Genomic DNA, 17062 nt, shown 5'->3' on the forward strand with positions numbered 1-17062 from the left:
AAGACACCTTATCAAAAAAGCCAAGCGCCTAACATAGTAGGCGCTTGGCTTTTGATTGGCAAAATATACAGCATTAGCTGTTATGTCAGGCGGGAGTTTGAAGGTGAGATATTCACCCTTTCAGCTATTATTCATCCATGTAGATAATTAGCGATTGAGCGCCTCTAAAGTCTGCTCAAATGCCGAACGCCCGATTTCCCCTACTTGCTGATTGACCAACTGCCCGTCTTGATAATAGAGTAAAGCTGGCGGCCCAAACAACTGATAACGCGCTAAAATGGCTTTTGAGTCCTCTGTCGTCTCTGTGATATCGAGTCTGACCAGCAGCCAGTCTTGCATCTGAGCAGGACGATTGTGAAATAGGTTTTTTTCTATAATACGGCACTCAACACACCACTCTGCCGTCACATCGACAATGACTTTCGGATTGTCAGCCAAAATAGCATCTAGCTCAGCAAGGGTGGTGATGTGCGCGTCATTGGCGCTATTGCTCGCACCTGATACGCCGTTTGCAGATGTCATCATCATAGGCGCGGCGCTTAAAGAGGCCAGCGGATGCAGACTGTCATCGTTACCCAAAGCGGCACCCACCATCAAACAAGCCGCCCAAATCCCAGCGATTAAGCCCAGCGCCTGGGTTAAGATACGACCTTTACCAAGCCAGCTCCATGCCCATGTCGCCAGCACCATAAACCAAAGTGCCCATACGACCAGCATGACAGGCGAGATAAAGACGCGCTCAATCAGCAGCAGCGCCACAGCAAAAAGCAGCAACGCAAAACCTTGCTTGACCCAGTTCATCCACGCGCCAGCTTTTGGCATGATTTTGCCTTGAGTGGCACCGATTAGGATCAGCGGCGCGGACAGACCAAAACCCAGCATAAATAAAGCGACAAACCCAAGCAGCGGACTGCCAATGGTAGACACCGCCAGCAGCGCGCCAAATAACGGCGCTGAGACACAAGGCGACACCACCAGCGCAGATAAAAAACCAGCGATTAGGCTGCCGCCCGCACTACCAAGCTTGCTATCTCCTGCTTGACTCAAGCGCTGCATCTTACTACTGATGGCATTGGGTAAACGAATACTAAAAACACCCAGCATATATAACGCCAAAAGTACAAACACAATGGCAAAGCTGATTAAGATAATCGGGTTTTGTAGCCAACCGATGATGCCCAAAGACTCACCAAACACCGCAATAACCGCACCTAAAATCCCATAAGCGGTGGCTACCCCAATGGCGTAGCTGCCTGTCAAAAGCACACCGCGTTTGACCGTGGGATTGTCTTCACGGGCGACGATATTGGACACAATGGGTAGCATGGGCAGGACGCAAGGCGTCAATGCCAAGCCCAAGCCTGCTAAAAACAGCAAAGCCAATGCCAACCATGGATGAGACGCTAGGCCAAAAGGGTCGCTATCCATCGCGCCGATAGCGGCAGTCTCACTACTACTTGAGGCTCGATCAGAAGACTGCTGCGTGTCTGCTATGGGCGCAGCTGCACCGGCAATCTCACCTTCCAATGACACATCGTCTATCAAATCATAGTCGACGACTTCATCATCCATCTGCTCACCAGCAAGGCCGCTGGCACTCTCTGGCGACGCAGCAGCCGATGATGTGGTTAGCGGCTCACTGATGACCGCCTCATCTTGAGCATCAGTATCTACGGTATGAGCGTCAGCATTGGCCGTGGTACTTTTAGCTGTCGCGTCTTGGCCAGTCGCTGATGCATTATTGGCGCGGCTCTGGGAGGGTACAGCGGCGATACTGACTGTGGTTTTTATCTTCTCTGGTGGATAGCATAATCCTGCTTTGGCGCAGCCCTGCCAGCCAATCGTAATCGCAGCATTGTCTAGAGGCTTGCCATCTGTCGTACTCAGCATGGTGCTCGCCACTACATTGGCCTGATCAAACACTGGCACGCGGCCAAAGGTCGGATCGTCGATAGAAACGGGCTGCTGATTAAAGGTAAACGGCGCGGCCTTTACTCCATCAGGCAGTGTCAGCTTGAGCTGATTTTGATACACATAGTGCTCAGGGGTGATATCAAAATTGATCGACAAGCGCGTGCCAGCTTTGGCAGGGCTGCTGCTACTGCTGACATCAAAGGCTTCATCAACGGATAAAAACTTTTTTTGTGCACGACTGTCACTACTACCACCAAACAAATCGCCCAAGCCTGCTGCGTGCGCGGGCATCGGCGCGCTTAGCCCTACCAGCAGAGCGCTGGCACTTAGCACAAGTGCCGATAGATAGGGGCGGTTTTTTACACTGTGATAGGGCGCATGCTTGGCTTGTTTAGGAGCGATGGTCTCACGGGTAGTCGTGGTCGGCGGCGGTGTTGCTATATGTGTGGGCATGAAAGGCTACCTATTTATTACTCAGAATCGAACAAAATGTCAGCAACGGCTTAGCGTGGCACTGCGATATCAACTTTGGTCGCCATCTTTTCTGGTGGATAGCATAGTCCTGCCTCAGCACAGCCCTGCCAATGAATAACCACAGGGACGTTTTTTGCGCCCTTGCCATTGGCAGTGGTTAAGGTAGTGGTAGCGGTGACACTTTTTTGAGTAAATACAGGCACCTTGCCAAAGGTCGGATCATCAATGGTCACAGGCTTTTGGTTAAAGGTAAATGGCGTGGCATTGATGCCTTTAGGGAAGCGCAGTTTCAGCTGGTTTTTATAAACATAATGCTCAGGGGTGATATCAAACGTAATCGACAGCTGCGTGCCTTTTTTGGTGGCCTTGCTGCTGCTATCCACGCTAAACGCTTGCTCAACTGATAAAAACTTTGACGACCCGTTATTGCTACTGTTAAACAAACCGCTAAGGCTGGCTGCCTGAGCGCTTATGGTTCCCCCTGCTATCAGTGAGCTACTAGCAAGAATGATGGCCGCCGTACGCATACACGCTGACTCGTATTTTGTCGTAGATGTCGATATACCCATAGATGATACCTCTTAATAACTGATGTCAAACTTGATAATGCAGATTAAATCATGCTCAAAGCAGCAAGCCGCTTATACCGCGCAACATAGATTAAAAATAATTATAATATTAATACATATACCGAGACAGTCTATAGCAAAACGCATGCAATAAAGAGTGGTTAACAAAAATCATAACTTGTGTCACTAGGGGCTGTATAGAATTGAGGAACCATTGAAAAAAATAAGCAACGCCTTACTCTAATGTTTACCACAACAAAGAAATAAGGCATCACTTATGACTCGCACCAAGCTCAACGATGAACATTGGCACAAGCTATTTATTATATTGCGACAAATTAACGTATATAACAAGCCCAATCTAAGACGTACCGTTGAAGGCATGTTGTACCGCATACGAGTAGGCTGTCCATGGCGAGACTTACCTTCTTATTTTGGTCATTGGTCTCGCATATATCATCAATACCGTTACTGGCGTAAAACCGGTAAATGGCAAAAGCTCATGAAGATAGTCACAGCAAACTATGATAGTGAATGGTTATTTATAGACGGTAGCGTGGTCAAAGCTCATCAGCATAGTTCAGGTGCAGCCAGTCATCTTGATGAGGCCATTGGTAAAAGTGTTGCAGGTAATAGCAGCAAACTGCACTTAGTGGTCGATGCTTGTGGTAACCCTATACATATTGAGCTGACAGGTGGGCAAGTGCATGACGCTAAGATGGCAAAGACGTTGATAGATAGCACGATTAATAACCAGACTAAAGCGGTGATTGCAGACAGGGGCTACGATAGTAGTGATATTAGAGAGTGTATCTTCAAGCACTGTGCTGAGTCAGTCATACCCGTTAAGTCGAACTCTAAAAGCTGTAACGACACACTAGATTGGTATTTGTATCGTTGCCGTCATTTGGTAGAAAACGCTTTTGCTAGATTGAAACATTTTAGGGGCATTGCCACGCGATATGATAAGCTCAAAGATAGCTATGCAGCGGCGGTAATGCTCGCTTGTGTCTTTATCTGGTTGCCACTCATTTGAGTTCTATACACACCCTAGTGAGGTGCTCTTCTTTTTTCAATCACTTTCGAAGTTGAGAGTGGGGTATGATATAGGTAATAAACAACATACCGTGTGCCATACCGATGTATTTCACACCTTCTGGAATGTCCATCATATATTTTAGTGGCATGGCGATGAAGAGCAATAATAAGAAAGAGGTGCCTTCTAGATAGCCTATAGTCAGCTGAATGTAAAAATGTTATGGATTTAAACGCGCTACTGGTATAAATTTTCTTTGCGTGCTGCTTACACAGAGGCTGCACAAAATTCATCCCAGTAGCACTGTATCATTTTTAAAGTGGGTTAACTAGACAGCTAAAAGGATAAAAAATGACCAAACCTAATCCAAGAGTATTAGAAGTAAAAGGCGTATTCGTTGAGCCTGCATCGGCGGCTTCAATCGGCGGTGCAATCCGTGATATTAAAGCAGGTAAAATCGCTGAAGGTTCGGTGATCGTTTGCACAGTGACGGGTAATGGTCTAAAAGATCCTGACACTGCGATCAAACAATGTGCCGATGCCGTGATGCTCACCATCAATGCCACATTGGATGATGTCAGAACATCAATCCTATCAAATATGGAAAAATAATTTTTCATGCTTTGCTCAGAAGAAAATACTTAAAAAGCCAACCAACTGCGGTTGGTTTTTTTTATTGCATCGTGCAGAATATAAACTGTATAAGAATAATTCCTATTTACAAACAATTTGATACAGTTTGATTTGTTTTGGTGCAAAATCAATAAATCGCCCAATATTTGTGCAATACAATAATGCTTCAAAGTTGGTTTTGTAAGTTATTGCAGTTTTATTGCAAAGAAATAAGATAAAACAGTAACTTAATAAAGTTGGCACGCCCTTTGCTATTTCAATAACAAGTTCAGAGTCAAATCATTTCGATTTGAACATTTGTAATAAACAGCTTGGGGGAATACCAACATGAACTTTAAACTTTCTACATTAGTGGCTGCATCTTTACTCACTTGTGCAAGTGGCTTGACTATGGCAGCTGAAAGCGATGTATCATTCTCTGGTACTGCAGCAATGACTTCAGATTACCGCTATCGTGGTATGACACAAACTGAAAGCGACCCTGCCGTTCAAGTTGGTTATGGATTAACCCATAGCTCTGGCTTATACGCAGGTGTCTGGGGCTCGAATGTCGGCTTTGGTAGCTCATTAGAGCTCGATCCATATGTAGGTTATAGCACTGAACTTGGCTCTTTGGCGTCTAAACCAGTTTTAGATGTCGGTTTATGGTACTACGGCTATCCAAGTGCTTCTGATTTGAATTGGCTTGAGCTGTATGCACGTCTAGGTTTTGCAGACACCATCACTGTTGGTGACAGTTTGCTTGCAAGCGTGAATTTCACTAATGATTTTTTTGGCTTAGATACTGATGCATGGTATTTAAACCTGACTTATAGCATGCCATTGAGCGCATCTTTCGGTGGTGTAGCAAGCTTAGGTTATACCACTGCTGACGATTATGATTTCAGTGATAACGCTAGTGGCGATGATAACTACATCGACTGGAAAGTTGGTGTGACTTACAGCTTTGCTTCTGTTGAAGACCTGTCAGCTGAGCTTGCTGCTGTCGGCACAAATATTGACGCCGACACCAACCCGTACAAACGTGGTGTAGAGACTGGTGCTGTATTTACAATTACTAAAGCATTCTAAGTTGTAAATAGCATAGGCTAGAAAATTAGCCTTGCGATAAAAAAATCCTGTCTTACTTCAAGGCAGGATTTTTTTATGGAGAATTGGTTCTAAATACGTCTTGGCATGTTAAATGCTTAATATTTATATCGAATAAAGATTGTTTGAATAGATTAAAAAGAAGGGGCTGTCCTAGATGAGTAAAATTATTTAGGATAGCACTATGAGAAAGAGTAAACTAAGTTGGTATAAACAAAGCAGACTCATCGAGTTATTTGTTGCCGGTTCTACCGCGAGAACAGCAGCAAGCCTAATTGGTGTTAATAAAACCACAGCCAGTTATTACTTTCATAGGCTAAGACTGCTTATTTACGAGAATAGGGGCTGTATAGAATTGAGAAAACATTGAAAAAAATAAGCAACGCCTTACTCTAATGTTTACCACAACAAAGAAATAAGGCATCACTTATGACTCGCACCAAGCTCAACGATGAACATTGGCACAAGCTATTTATTATATTGCGACAAATTAACGTATATAACAAGCCCAATCTAAGACGTACCGTTGAAGGCATGTTGTACCGCATACGAGTAGGCTGTCCATGGCGAGACTTACCTTCTTATTTTGGTCATTGGTCTCGCATATATCATCAATACCGTTACTGGCGTAAAACCGGTAAATGGCAAAAGCTCATGAAGATAGTCACAGCAAACTATGATAGTGAATGGTTATTCATAGACGGTAGCGTGGTCAAAGCTCATCAGCATAGTTCAGGTGCAGCCAGTCATCTTGATGAGGCCATTGGTAAAAGTGTTGCAGGTAATAGCAGCAAACTGCACTTAGTGGTCGATGCTTGTGGTAACCCTATACATGTTGAGCTGACAGGTGAGCAAGTACATGACGCTAAGATGGCAAAGACGTTGAGAGATAGCACGATTAATAACCAGACTAAAGCGGTGATTGCAGACAGGGGCTACGATAGTAGAGAGTGTATCTTCAAGCACTGTGCTCAGTCAGTCATATCAGTCGCACTGTCTCGATTTTAAAATAAATCGACTATAGTTAATTACTCTACGCCTAAAAACTCTAGAAACTCAGGACTCTCGAAACTTGCTTGATACAGCACGCCATCTTCACGATAAATAGCAGGTGTCGCTATTACAGCGAGGCCTGCCGCTTTGTCACGATTTGGCGTCACGTGATCGACCTCACAACTGGCAGAGGCGGGCGTCATCTCACCTTGCAACATGGCTTTATCAAACGCTTGCCGACGACTGTTTGCATCAGTTTGACACCAAATACCTCGCATTTGTGCGGGTGACTGCTCATATATCGGATAACCAATCACGTTGATTGTCACGCCTTTTGCATTGAGCATGGGCATCTGCTGATGCAATCGGCGGCAATACGGGCAGTTGACGTCGTCAGCCACATATATCACCGCTTTCTCGGTACTGGTGGCGGGGTAACGAATCAGCTGTTTATCGTCCAAAGACGCCAATACTGACTGATTTTTTCGTTGCTCAAATTCTGTATCCAGACCCACGAACTGACCATTTTCTATCACAGATATCTCACCATCGGTGATGTACTGCGCATCATCTGAGAGCAAAAATGGTACGCCCTCTAAAGTAGCACCCCAAATTACACCTGGTACAGCAGTATAAAAAAGTGGTGTTTTGGTACTCATATTTTTGAGCGCACTCATGTTGGCAAGCATTGCTGATTTGATGGCTGTACTGACTGGTTGACCTATTTGCTCTTTATTACTGCGTGGCAATGTTTTGGTCACTACCTGCTTGCTTGGGTTATTTTGCAGCTCGCCTTGAATAACATATTTACCGTCTTCAGTGATATGTAATGGCGCTTGTCCTGCCAAATTGACCTGATACATATTGGGCAAGTTTGAGGGCGCAATAGAAGTAATCTGCGTTTTGATACCTGCTTGCGTGAGCACTTGGCGCAAATAACTGTCCAAGGACTGAGTCATCGTGTCAGACACTTCTACATTTTCTATACTTTGACTTGTTGTCCGGTTGCTAGTGGCCCCTTCATTAGGCTGAGCACAGGCAGTGGTTGTTAAAGATACAATACCGATTAAGCTGGCAAATTTAATCAAAGGTAGTTTCACGAAGACCATCCTATTTGGTTTGATAAAAACATGATCCAATTAAATATTACATATACAAATATGATTTTAGCCAATGTAATATTATTCCAAAGAGTATATTGATAAAGATTTTCAGACTGTAGCATAAAGGGTGGATGGATAGAGTGACAATAACTTGCTTTTGCAAAACTACTACCTACCTTTAAGAGACAAGCAATTTGGGACAGATGAGAATCATAATGAAATGGTACTTGCTAATCTAATATAAGCACTTACGAGTTTACTAGGTTAATATATGTTATTGTATATTGATAACCATTAAAATAATATGGTACTTTTAAAAAGTTCACATAGCTCTTTGCTATTGAGCTAATTAATGATAGCTCGCTATAGAAAGTAGCCGTCTGATTTAAATTATAATAATAAGGATACAATGATGCTTTTGGAAAAGATTAAAACACCTGGTCTTTCACACCTCTCTTATTTAGTGGGTTCTGGTGGTCAAGCTGCGGTGATAGACCCGCGTCGTGACTGTGCGATATATGTAGAAAAGGCACGCGCAGCAGGACTTCGGATCACTCATATTTTTGAGACTCATCGTAATGAAGACTTGGTCTCTGGTGCACCAATTTTGGCAGAAATGACAGGAGCCACTGTATTACATGGCCCCAATCCAGAGCGACCAATTGTCTATGCTAAGACGGCGCGTAATGGTGATTGCTTTACTATTGGTCAACTTGAAATTCGCGTATTAGAAACGCCCGGCCATACTGATGACCACCTTGCTTATGCTCTATTTGATACCGCCTACCCAGAAAAAGCGGTTGGTGTCTTTACTGGCGACGCGCTATTTGTGGGAGATGTTGGGCGTACTGACTTCTATCCTGATCGCCGCGAAGAAGTGGCAGGCCTGCTTTATGATTCACTACAAGATATTCTAGCGCTTGGCGATCAAGCCATTATTTATCCTGCTCACGGTGCTGGGTCAGTCTGTGGCTCAGGGATGGCAGAGCGTGAGTTCTCTACCGTCGGCCACGAAAGATTGAACAATCCACGTTTACAAATTACAGACCGTGATGACTTTATTGATTTTAAAGTGAGCGAAAACCATTACCAACCACCTTACTTTAGGCTAATGGAGCGACTGAATATGGAAGGTGGTGAAGCCCCACCAGTCGTTATGCGCCCGCGTAATCTTTCGCTTGCTCAACTTAATAGCTGCGGTGCCGATCATCTTATCGATATTCGTGAACCAATGGCTTATGCCTCAGGTCACCTGCATGGGTCTATGAGTCTACCCGTAAATATGCTTCCTGCGTTTGCTGGGTGGTTTATTGAAGAAGGACAAAGTTTGGCATTGATTGCGTCTGATGAAGAGCAGCTTGCTACTGCGATGGAGCATCTGGTACGAATTGCCCTCGACAATGTGGTGGGTGGCTATGTCGGCGTCGTTCCTGCTGCTGCTAAAGGTGAGCAGATGCAACAAACCCCTATGATCAATACGTCTGAGGTTGAAGACCGTCTTAATAATGCTCAAAATTGGACACTGCTCGATGTACGCGATATCGATGAGAGGAATGCCAATGCAATTGAAGGGTCACAGCACATCTATGTCGGACATCTCAACGAGCGTTGGCATGAGCTTGATCAGAGTCGCCACTATACGTTGATGTGCGCTAGTGGTGCACGAGCGACGATAGCGGCAGGGTGGCTTTCCAGTCGTGGTTTTGAGCATATTGATATCTACTTAGGTTCAATGGGGGCATGGCAAGCCGCCCACAATTAAGATGATAGACGTTATTCGAGCTGTATGAGAGCAAGGAGCTATTTTGCCTGCAGACTTTATCTATATATATCATTGCTAAAAATCATTATTCAGAGTTATAGAACATAGCGCCTATTTTGGGCGCTATTTTTTTATTTAGAGTCGACTTGGTATATTCTTAGACCAACTAACGGCAATACATTACACCTTATTCGAAACAGTAATGTGCGCTATACTTCCAAGAAAAACGAGTTAATCGAACTATCCTTGTTTACTATAACAATTAGCAATTTTCCAGCGCGTTAAGGAATAACCAATGCCCGACAGTACTGCTAGTCATATTAACCAAATCAATCAAGACGATATCAACAAAGCCGTATGGAACGCCTGTGACACCTTCCGTGGCGTCATCAGCGCTGATACCTATAAAGACTTTATTTTGACCATGCTGTTTCTCAAGTATCTGTCAGACGTTTACCGCGATGAGTACAACAAGCTGGTTGAGCAGTTTGGTGACAATCCAGAACTGATCCATGCCATGATGTCCAAGCAGCGTTTTGTCTTACCTGAGGGCGCAAGCTTTTGGGATCTATACGAGCAGCGTCATCAGCCAGGCAACGGTCAACGTATCGATGAAGCGCTTCATGCGATTGAGGAGGCTAACGGTACTAAGCTCAAAAACGTCTTCCAAGATATCAGCTTTAACACCGATAAATTGGGTCAAGAAAAGCAAAAGAACGAATTACTGCGGCATTTATTAGAAGACTTTGGCAAAGATATTCTTAACCTAAGCGTTGAGCGCGTTGGCAGTTTAGACGTGATTGGTAATGCCTACGAGTTTTTAATCAAGCATTTTGCCGCCAGTAGTGGGGCGACGGCGGGTGAGTTCTATACGCCGCCCGAAGTATCCAATTTGCTAGCGACTATCCTTGAGCCTGTCGAAGGTGATGAAATCTGTGATCCGGCGTGTGGTTCAGGGTCGCTACTCATCAAGTGCGGGGCGATGGTACGCAAAAACTCAAATTCTAAGAAGTATGCGCTATACGGTCAAGAAGCCATTGGCTCGACATGGGCATTGGCAAAGATGAATATGTTCCTACACGGTGAGGACAACCACCGTATCGAGTGGGGCGATACCATTCGTAATCCGCTGCTCCTCGATAAAGACGGTCAGTTATTGCAGTTCGATGTGGTCACTGCCAACCCACCGTTCTCACTGGATAAATGGGGTCATGAAGATGCCAGCAGCGATCCTTATGGTCGCTTCCATCGCGGTGTACCGCCCAAGACCAAGGGTGACTATGCCTTTATCAGTCATATGATCGAAACGCTTAAGCCAAGCACTGGCAGAATGGGTGTGGTCGTACCGCATGGCGTGCTGTTCCGTGCGTCGTCTGAAGGCAAAATCCGTCAGCAACTTATCGAAGAGAACTTACTTGATACGGTGATTGGCTTACCTGAAAAGCTATTCTTTGGAACCGGTATTCCAGCCGCAATTCTCATCTTTAAAAAGAATAAGTCTGACGACAAAGTCCTGTTTATCGATGCAAGTAATGAGTACAAATCAGGTAAAAACCAAAACCAGCTGACTGAAGACAATATTGCTAGGATTATTGAGACGTATAAGGTGCGGGAAAGCGTTGATAAATATGCGTATCTAGCGAGCTTTGATGAAATTAAAGAAAATGACTTTAACCTAAATATTCCACGCTATGTCGATACCTTTGAAGAGGAGGCGGATATTGATTTGGATGCGGTTCGTGCTGAGCGTTTGGCGCTTAAAGCCGAGTTAAATCTGTTAGAGGATGAGATGTCAGGATATTTAAAGGAGTTGGGTTATGGTGCCTAATGGTTGGGAAGTCAAAATCCTAGAAGATTTAGCATCTGTTGAAAGAGGAAAGTTCTCGGCACGACCAAGAAATGACCCAAAATATTATGGTGGTGAAATTCCATTTGTTCAGACTGGTGATATTGCAGGCGCAAAAACATACTTAAAATCTTACAGTCAGACATTAAACGAAGAAGGGTTGAAAGTTAGTCGTTTATTTCCAAAAAATACGATTCTTATTACTATTGCAGCAAATATTGGTGATGTTGCAATAACTTCATTTGATGTTGCCTGCCCTGATAGTTTAGTGGCTATTCAGCCTAAAGAAAATGCGGATGTTGTTTGGCTGTACTTCTATTTAGAGACGTGCCAGAAAGAGCTGGATGGACAAGCAACACAGAATGCTCAAAAAAATATTAATTTGCAGGTTTTAAGACCACTCAAAATTCTTACTCCACCTCTCCCAGAACAACAAAAAATCGCTAAAATCCTATCTACTTGGGATAAAGCGATTAGCACCACTGAGCGTTTGATTGATAATAGTACCCAGCAGAAAAAAGCGTTGATGCAGCAATTGCTGACGGGTAAAAAGCGTTTGCTTGATGAGTCGGGGAAAAGGTTTGAGGGTGAGTGGGAACAGGTGAGCTTAGAGCATCATATGGAAAGCTTTACAAATGGTTATGCTTTCAGTGCGTCTCAATATAAACTTGAGGGTATTCCAATAATTACAATGGGTAATATTGGCTTAGATGGTAAATTCAATGAACGAACTCACAAACAAAATTTTTGGCAAAGTGATAGTAGTTTAGATAAGTTCTTAGTTAATAAAGATGATTTATTAATAGCTATGACTGATGTAACTCCTGATAAAAACCTTATTGGAAGAATGACGATAGTTACAGCAGAAAAGTCGTTCTATTTGAACCAAAGGGTGGGTCTAATAAGGTTAAAACCTTCACTTGATAGACATTTTTTAAGGTGTTTATCGAATAGTACAGATTGGAGGAAATACTCAGTAGCAGTATCAGCTTCAGGTGTACAGGCTAATATGAGTACTAAAGATATTAAAAAAGGCAAAATAAAGCTACCAACCATCTTTGAACAAAGAAAAATTGCCACCGTATTAACCAATGCTGATAAAGAAATTGAGTTGCTTGAGCAGCAATTGGCTGATTTGCAGCAAGAAAAAAAGGCGCTGATGCAGGTGTTGTTGACGGGTAAGAAACGGGTGGTGGTTGATGGGGAAAGCTGATATTAGGTAGAGTACGTTTCAGCCACCCTAGCGCATCTAAATAGTTTAGAATAAATGAAACGTTAATAGGAGCGGATAACATGATTGAAGTCACCGAAGCTGTAAAACTTGCTAGACAATTTGCGGTAGATTTGTTTGAAGGCGAGAACATCAAAAATCTAGGACTAGAAGAAGTCGTATTTGAAGAGTCTGACAATGAATGGCGAATTACTTTAGGCTATGACTCTCATCGAGTAAAAACGACGGAAACCACACCGAATCGTTTTTCAGCAATAAGTGCGTTTGCGCCAAGTAATATAGAAAAAGAAACCTTACGCGAATATAAAACGTTTCGTATCGGTGCCGAAGATGGGGCTTTTAAAGGTATGTTAATACGTGATGTAGGTTAACAGTGACGCATTATTATATTGACAAGTCGAAACGAGTTTTGCTTGATGCCAATCTGTTAACGATGTATTTGGTGGCTCAGCTTGGCGATGGGGAAGTTGAAAAGTTTAGTCGTACACGAGCATACACGACAGCTGATGCTAAGATATTGGATAAGACTTTACTGGGTTTTAAATCTATTATTACTACGGCCCAAGTCTTGACAGAAACTGCGAATTTGCTCGATTGGTTCACAGGAAAAAAGCGGCAAGTACTATTTGGTTATCTGAGTCAGTTTGTTGTTACAGTCGATGAAAAGTATTTATCCGCTAAGCAAATCATACTTAGCCCTGCCTTTATTAAGCTAGGATTATCGGATGCTGCGTTATTTGATATTTGCCATTTAGATAAATGTGTCTTATTAACCGCCGATCTTGATTTATATGGGTTTGCAGCAGGGCATGGCATAGAAGCTATTAACTTTACCCATTTGCGAAAATATTTATAAAGAGGTTTATTGACACATTTTCAGTAATCAACTAATCTATACCCAACATAACCGCCACGCTTAGTGCCCTTTGGGTAACGCGCAACCTTGGCGGTTTTTCTTTGCCTTTTTTATGACATCTTTTATGGTGTTTGGGCTACAATCGATAAAACCAAACAAGCAACCAAACAAACGCTATGTATAAAGTTGGCAGATATGATCAACCCTAATTTTAATAAAAGCCTCAACTTCGCCGAAGAATTCAGCTCAAAAATTCCTGCCTTAACCTTACTTACTACACTCGGCTATGAGTTTATTCCACCTAACCAATGCAATGCCATGCGTAGCAATAAGCTGCTCGCTAATCAGGTGAATGCTAATAAAGCCACCAACCAAGTGGTGTTATTGCCCATCATGCGTGCGTTCTTAGCCAAGCAAACCTTTATGTTTGAAGGCACATCGCATCATTTATCCGACAGTGCCATTGATAAGATCATGCATGAGCTAAATCCCGCCATGAATCTAGGCTTACAGCTCGCCAATGAAAAGCTCTATAACGATATGCTATACGGCATGACCGTGACTGAGTTTATCGACGGCAAAAAGACTTCGCAAACCATTAGTCTGATAGATTGGGACAATATAGATAACAACAGCTTTCACTTTACCGAAGAGATGGTGGTACAGAATGCCGAAGGTACAGGTAACGTCATTCCTGATATAGTCTGCTTTGTGAACGGTCTGCCTTTAGTGGTTATCGAAGCAAAACGTCCTGACACAAGTAAGGTAGGGCAATCGACCAATGCGCAAGCCGTCTCCCAGCACATCCGTAACCAAGGTCAAAAACAAATCCCGCATTTATTTGCTTATAGCCAGTTATTGCTAGCGGTAAATGGTAATGACGGCTTATACGGTACGTGTAAAACGCCTGAGAAGTTTTGGGCAAAATGGGTCGAAGAAGACATACAAGAGGCTGAGTTTAATCGTCTAAAGAACCAAAAGCTCAGTGATGAGCAGCTTAGTCGCCTATTTGATCATCGTCCTGCCGCAGCTAAAAAAGAATACCTGTCACTGATTAATGCTGGTGATCTAGTCGTTACCGATCAAGACCGCTTAATTATCAGCTTATTACAGCCTGAGCGTTTGCTTGAGATGACACGCCTGTTTACCTTATTTGATAAAAAGGCCGGTAAAATTGTCGCTCGTTATCAGCAAGTCTTTGGTATCAAAGCGCTGATTAAACGTATTAGCAGTTTCGATGAAAAGGGCAGTCGCGAAGGTGGAGTGATTTGGCACACTACAGGCAGTGGTAAATCTTTTACGATGGTGTTTTTCTCTAAAGCTTTGATTTGGTTAGAGGAGCTCGCGAAGTGTCGCATTATTGTCGTCACGGATCGTGTCGATCTTGAAACCCAATTGAGCAATACCTTTAAGTCGGGTGGTGTCATCACCAGTAAACGCGATAGTCGTGACGCCATGGCAACTTCTGGTCGTCGTCTGGCTGAGCAAATAGGCCATGGTAATGAGCGCGTCATCTTCTCCATTATTAATAAGTTTGGCTCAGCCGTTAAGTATGATGAATGCTATAACGACAGCCCAAACATCATCGTCATGGTCGATGAAGGTCACCGTAGCCAAAGTGGTGAAAACAATATTCGCATGACGCAAGCCCTGCCAAACGCTGCTTTTATTGCCTTTACGGGTACGCCATTACTAAAAGATGATAAGACTGAAAACAAATTCGGTAGCATCATTCACTCTTATACCATGCAGCAAGCAGTCAAAGATAAGACCGTCACGCCACTCTTATATGAAGAGCGTATCCCTGAGCTGAATACCAATGACCAAGCCATCGATGCTTGGTTTGACCGTATTACTCAAAAGCTCACCGATGATCAAAAAACCGACCTCAAGCGTAAGTTCTCCCAAAAAGGTCAAATCTATCAGGTTGAGGGACGTATCGAGCTGATCGCTCATGATATATCTGATCACTTCCAAAACTTTAAACAGCAGCATCTAAAAGGTCAGTTGGCTTGTGACTCTAAAGCCTCGGCTATCCGCTATAAAATGGCATTGGATAAGATTGGTAAAGTGACCTCAGTGGTTGCCATGTCACCACCTGATACTCGTGAAGGGCATGACACTGTCGATGGCGAATCAAAAGACATCGTACAAAGATGGTGGCAAGATAATGTCGCCGCAGACTTCGGCGGTGATGAAAAAGCGTATACCAAAGCCATCATAGAAGCCTTTAGTCAGGACGATGGTCCTGACATTATGATCGTCGTTGATAAGCTATTAACGGGCTTTGATGAGCCAAAGAACACCGTTTTATATATTGATAAGCCTTTAAAGCAGCATAACCTCATTCAAGCCATTGCACGGGTGAACCGCTTGCATGAGAAGAAACGTTTTGGTTATCTGATTGATTATCGTGGCATCCTAAAAGAGCTGGATATCACCATTGAGAAATATCAAGACTTAGCGGAACGTACGCAAGGTGGCTTTGATATCGAAGACCTCAAAGGTCTGTATAACGCCATGGATACTGAGTACAAGCAGCTGCCAAGACTACATAGCGAGCTGTGGGCTATCTTCTCATCGGTAAAAAACAAACAGGATGGGCAAGCGCTAAGGCAAGTGCTAGCACCTAAGATGCAGGATATCGATGGCAGAGTAGTCGATACCAAGCTTAAAGAACGTGATGACTTTTATGCTGCTTTGACCGCATTTTCTAACGCCATGAAGATTGCGCTGCAATCAGCATCTTTCTTTGAAGACAAATCATTTGATAGCAAGCGCGATCGCTACAAAGCCGATCTAAAAGCCTTTATTAACCTACGTAAGCAAGTGCGCGAAGACGCTGATGAGACCATCGATTATGATGAGTATGAAGCGGATATTCGCAGCTTACTCGATAAGCATATCGCAGGACTTGAAGTTCGTGAGGCAAAAGGGGCTTACTTGGTCGGCAATTTAGGTAAGGATGTTAAGCCTGAAGAATTAAGTGATGATGAAGCACGCAACCAAACCGATAAAATTACAGGTCGTGTCACTAAGATGATTGAGCAAGATTTGGCTGATGATCCATATGCGCAAGAGTACTTCTCTAAGCTCCTAAAAAAAGCCATTGAAGAAGCTAAGGCAATGTTCGATGCACCTGTAAAACAATACATGATGTTTGCTGACTTTGAGCAAGCGGTAAAAGACCGTGATGTTGCTGATGTGCCGAATGACTTTATCGATGATAATGGCAAATTAAATAAACATGCTCAGGCTTATTTTGGTTTGTTTAAGCATTTATTTGATGCTGACTTCTTAGCGGATAAAGAGCTAGATAATGACAAGCTGGTTGCTTACGCCTTTGAAATTGATGAAGTAGTCAAAACCAATGTGGCGGAATATTCCATCAATGCCAGTGAAATTGAAAATGCGATTAATAGACGATTATTGCCAATGCTGTTTGCTGACTGGGGTATTGATAAAGCGCAACAGCTCATTGAAGAGGTGCTAAAGATTACCCGACTTGGACTGTCGAGAGAGACAAGTAGCCCACGAGCAGCAAGAGGGTAGTAGG

General features: G+C 43.5%; 11 protein-coding genes and 4 pseudogenes. 11 read left to right on the plus strand and 4 right to left on the minus strand.

Annotated features, from left to right (window positions below):
• Positions 1 to 147 precede the first annotated feature (147 nt).
• Both dsbD and DVY93_RS08635 read right to left on the minus strand, forming a co-directional pair.
• Positions 148 to 2367, minus strand: a complete 2220-nt coding sequence (gene dsbD / locus DVY93_RS08630; RefSeq protein WP_230710319.1) for a protein-disulfide reductase DsbD — start codon at positions 2365 to 2367, stop codon at positions 148 to 150.
• Between the two features lie 50 nt (positions 2368 to 2417).
• Positions 2418 to 2957 (minus strand): protein-disulfide reductase DsbD domain-containing protein, encoded by a 540-nt coding sequence (locus DVY93_RS08635; protein WP_230710321.1) that lies wholly within the window; start codon positions 2955 to 2957, stop codon positions 2418 to 2420.
• A gap of 277 nt (positions 2958 to 3234) precedes the next feature.
• Between DVY93_RS08635 and DVY93_RS08640 the strand changes: the two genes are divergently transcribed.
• Positions 3235 to 3993 carry an IS5 family transposase gene (locus tag DVY93_RS08640; protein ID WP_093071332.1) on the plus strand — a complete coding sequence of 253 codons (759 nt, stop codon included), beginning with the start codon at positions 3235 to 3237 and terminating at the stop codon, positions 3991 to 3993.
• Between the two features lie 64 nt (positions 3994 to 4057).
• Here the strand turns inward: DVY93_RS08640 and DVY93_RS12530 are convergent.
• Positions 4058 to 4204 (minus strand): annotated as a pseudogene (locus DVY93_RS12530) (DUF3817 domain-containing protein); the annotation flags it as partial.
• Between the two features lie 173 nt (positions 4205 to 4377).
• Between DVY93_RS12530 and DVY93_RS08650 the strand changes: the two are divergent.
• The 4 genes and pseudogenes from DVY93_RS08650 to DVY93_RS08665 all read left to right on the plus strand — a co-directional run.
• A pseudogene (locus DVY93_RS08650) lies at positions 4378 to 4605 on the plus strand (threonine synthase); the annotation flags it as partial.
• Positions 4606 to 4953: 348 nt separating this feature from the next.
• Complete coding sequence (locus DVY93_RS08655; protein ID WP_071001644.1) at positions 4954 to 5697, plus strand: TorF family putative porin; 744 nt, start codon at positions 4954 to 4956, stop codon at positions 5695 to 5697.
• A 202-nt stretch (positions 5698 to 5899) separates the two neighbouring features.
• Positions 5900 to 6073 (plus strand): annotated as a pseudogene (locus DVY93_RS08660) (IS1595 family transposase); the annotation flags it as partial.
• Between the two features lie 71 nt (positions 6074 to 6144).
• Positions 6145 to 6705 (plus strand): annotated as a pseudogene (locus DVY93_RS08665) (IS5 family transposase); the annotation flags it as partial.
• Positions 6706 to 6743: 38 nt separating this feature from the next.
• On the opposite strand, the gene DVY93_RS08670 reads toward DVY93_RS08665, so the two are convergent.
• On the minus strand, positions 6744 to 7808 hold the full coding sequence (locus DVY93_RS08670; RefSeq protein WP_230710322.1) for a disulfide isomerase DsbC N-terminal domain-containing protein: 1065 nt from the start codon (positions 7806 to 7808) through the stop codon (positions 6744 to 6746).
• Between the two features lie 415 nt (positions 7809 to 8223).
• On the opposite strand from DVY93_RS08670, the gene DVY93_RS08675 reads away from it, so the two are divergent.
• From DVY93_RS08675 to DVY93_RS08700, 6 genes are all read left to right on the plus strand, one after another.
• Positions 8224 to 9573 (plus strand): MBL fold metallo-hydrolase, encoded by a 1350-nt coding sequence (locus DVY93_RS08675; RefSeq protein WP_230710324.1) that lies wholly within the window; start codon positions 8224 to 8226, stop codon positions 9571 to 9573.
• Positions 9574 to 9868: 295 nt separating this feature from the next.
• Complete coding sequence (locus DVY93_RS08680; RefSeq protein WP_230710326.1) at positions 9869 to 11401, plus strand: type I restriction-modification system subunit M; 1533 nt, start codon at positions 9869 to 9871, stop codon at positions 11399 to 11401.
• On the plus strand, positions 11391 to 12632 hold the full coding sequence (locus DVY93_RS08685) for a restriction endonuclease subunit S (protein WP_230710328.1): 1242 nt from the start codon (positions 11391 to 11393) through the stop codon (positions 12630 to 12632). Before DVY93_RS08680 ends, DVY93_RS08685 begins: the two co-directional genes overlap by 11 nt.
• Before the next feature lie 80 nt (positions 12633 to 12712).
• The gene (locus DVY93_RS08690) at positions 12713 to 13021 is read left to right on the plus strand and encodes a hypothetical protein (RefSeq protein WP_201551384.1); all 309 of its coding nucleotides are present in this window, start codon (positions 12713 to 12715) and stop codon (positions 13019 to 13021) included.
• Positions 13022 to 13092: 71 nt separating this feature from the next.
• On the plus strand, positions 13093 to 13506 hold the full coding sequence (locus DVY93_RS08695) for a hypothetical protein (RefSeq protein WP_230710330.1): 414 nt from the start codon (positions 13093 to 13095) through the stop codon (positions 13504 to 13506).
• Positions 13507 to 13701: 195 nt separating this feature from the next.
• Complete coding sequence (locus tag DVY93_RS08700; protein ID WP_230710331.1) at positions 13702 to 17058, plus strand: type I restriction endonuclease subunit R; 3357 nt, start codon at positions 13702 to 13704, stop codon at positions 17056 to 17058.
• The last annotated feature ends 4 nt before the right edge of the window (positions 17059 to 17062 follow it).

It is taken from the genome of Psychrobacter sp. CCUG 69069 (assembly GCF_021023115.1).
Taxonomy (GTDB): domain Bacteria; phylum Pseudomonadota; class Gammaproteobacteria; order Pseudomonadales; family Moraxellaceae; genus Psychrobacter; species Psychrobacter namhaensis.

What these genes read in the sequence shown, in the direction of transcription:
- DVY93_RS08635 (WP_230710321.1), bottom strand. Translation starts at nt 2,957, where the DNA reads ATGGGTATATCGACATCTACGACAAAATACGAGTCAGCGTGTATGCGT.
- dsbD (WP_230710319.1), bottom strand. Translation starts at nt 2,367, where the DNA reads ATGCCCACACATATAGCAACACCGCCGCCGACCACGACTACCCGTGAG.
- DVY93_RS08655 (WP_071001644.1), top strand. Translation starts at nt 4,954, where the DNA reads ATGAACTTTAAACTTTCTACATTAGTGGCTGCATCTTTACTCACTTGT.
- DVY93_RS08640 (WP_093071332.1), top strand. Translation starts at nt 3,235, where the DNA reads ATGACTCGCACCAAGCTCAACGATGAACATTGGCACAAGCTATTTATT.
- DVY93_RS08675 (WP_230710324.1), top strand. Translation starts at nt 8,224, where the DNA reads ATGCTTTTGGAAAAGATTAAAACACCTGGTCTTTCACACCTCTCTTAT.
- DVY93_RS08685 (WP_230710328.1), top strand. Translation starts at nt 11,391, where the DNA reads ATGGTGCCTAATGGTTGGGAAGTCAAAATCCTAGAAGATTTAGCATCT.
- DVY93_RS08700 (WP_230710331.1), top strand. Translation starts at nt 13,702, where the DNA reads ATGATCAACCCTAATTTTAATAAAAGCCTCAACTTCGCCGAAGAATTC.
- DVY93_RS08680 (WP_230710326.1), top strand. Translation starts at nt 9,869, where the DNA reads ATGCCCGACAGTACTGCTAGTCATATTAACCAAATCAATCAAGACGAT.
- DVY93_RS08690 (WP_201551384.1), top strand. Translation starts at nt 12,713, where the DNA reads ATGATTGAAGTCACCGAAGCTGTAAAACTTGCTAGACAATTTGCGGTA.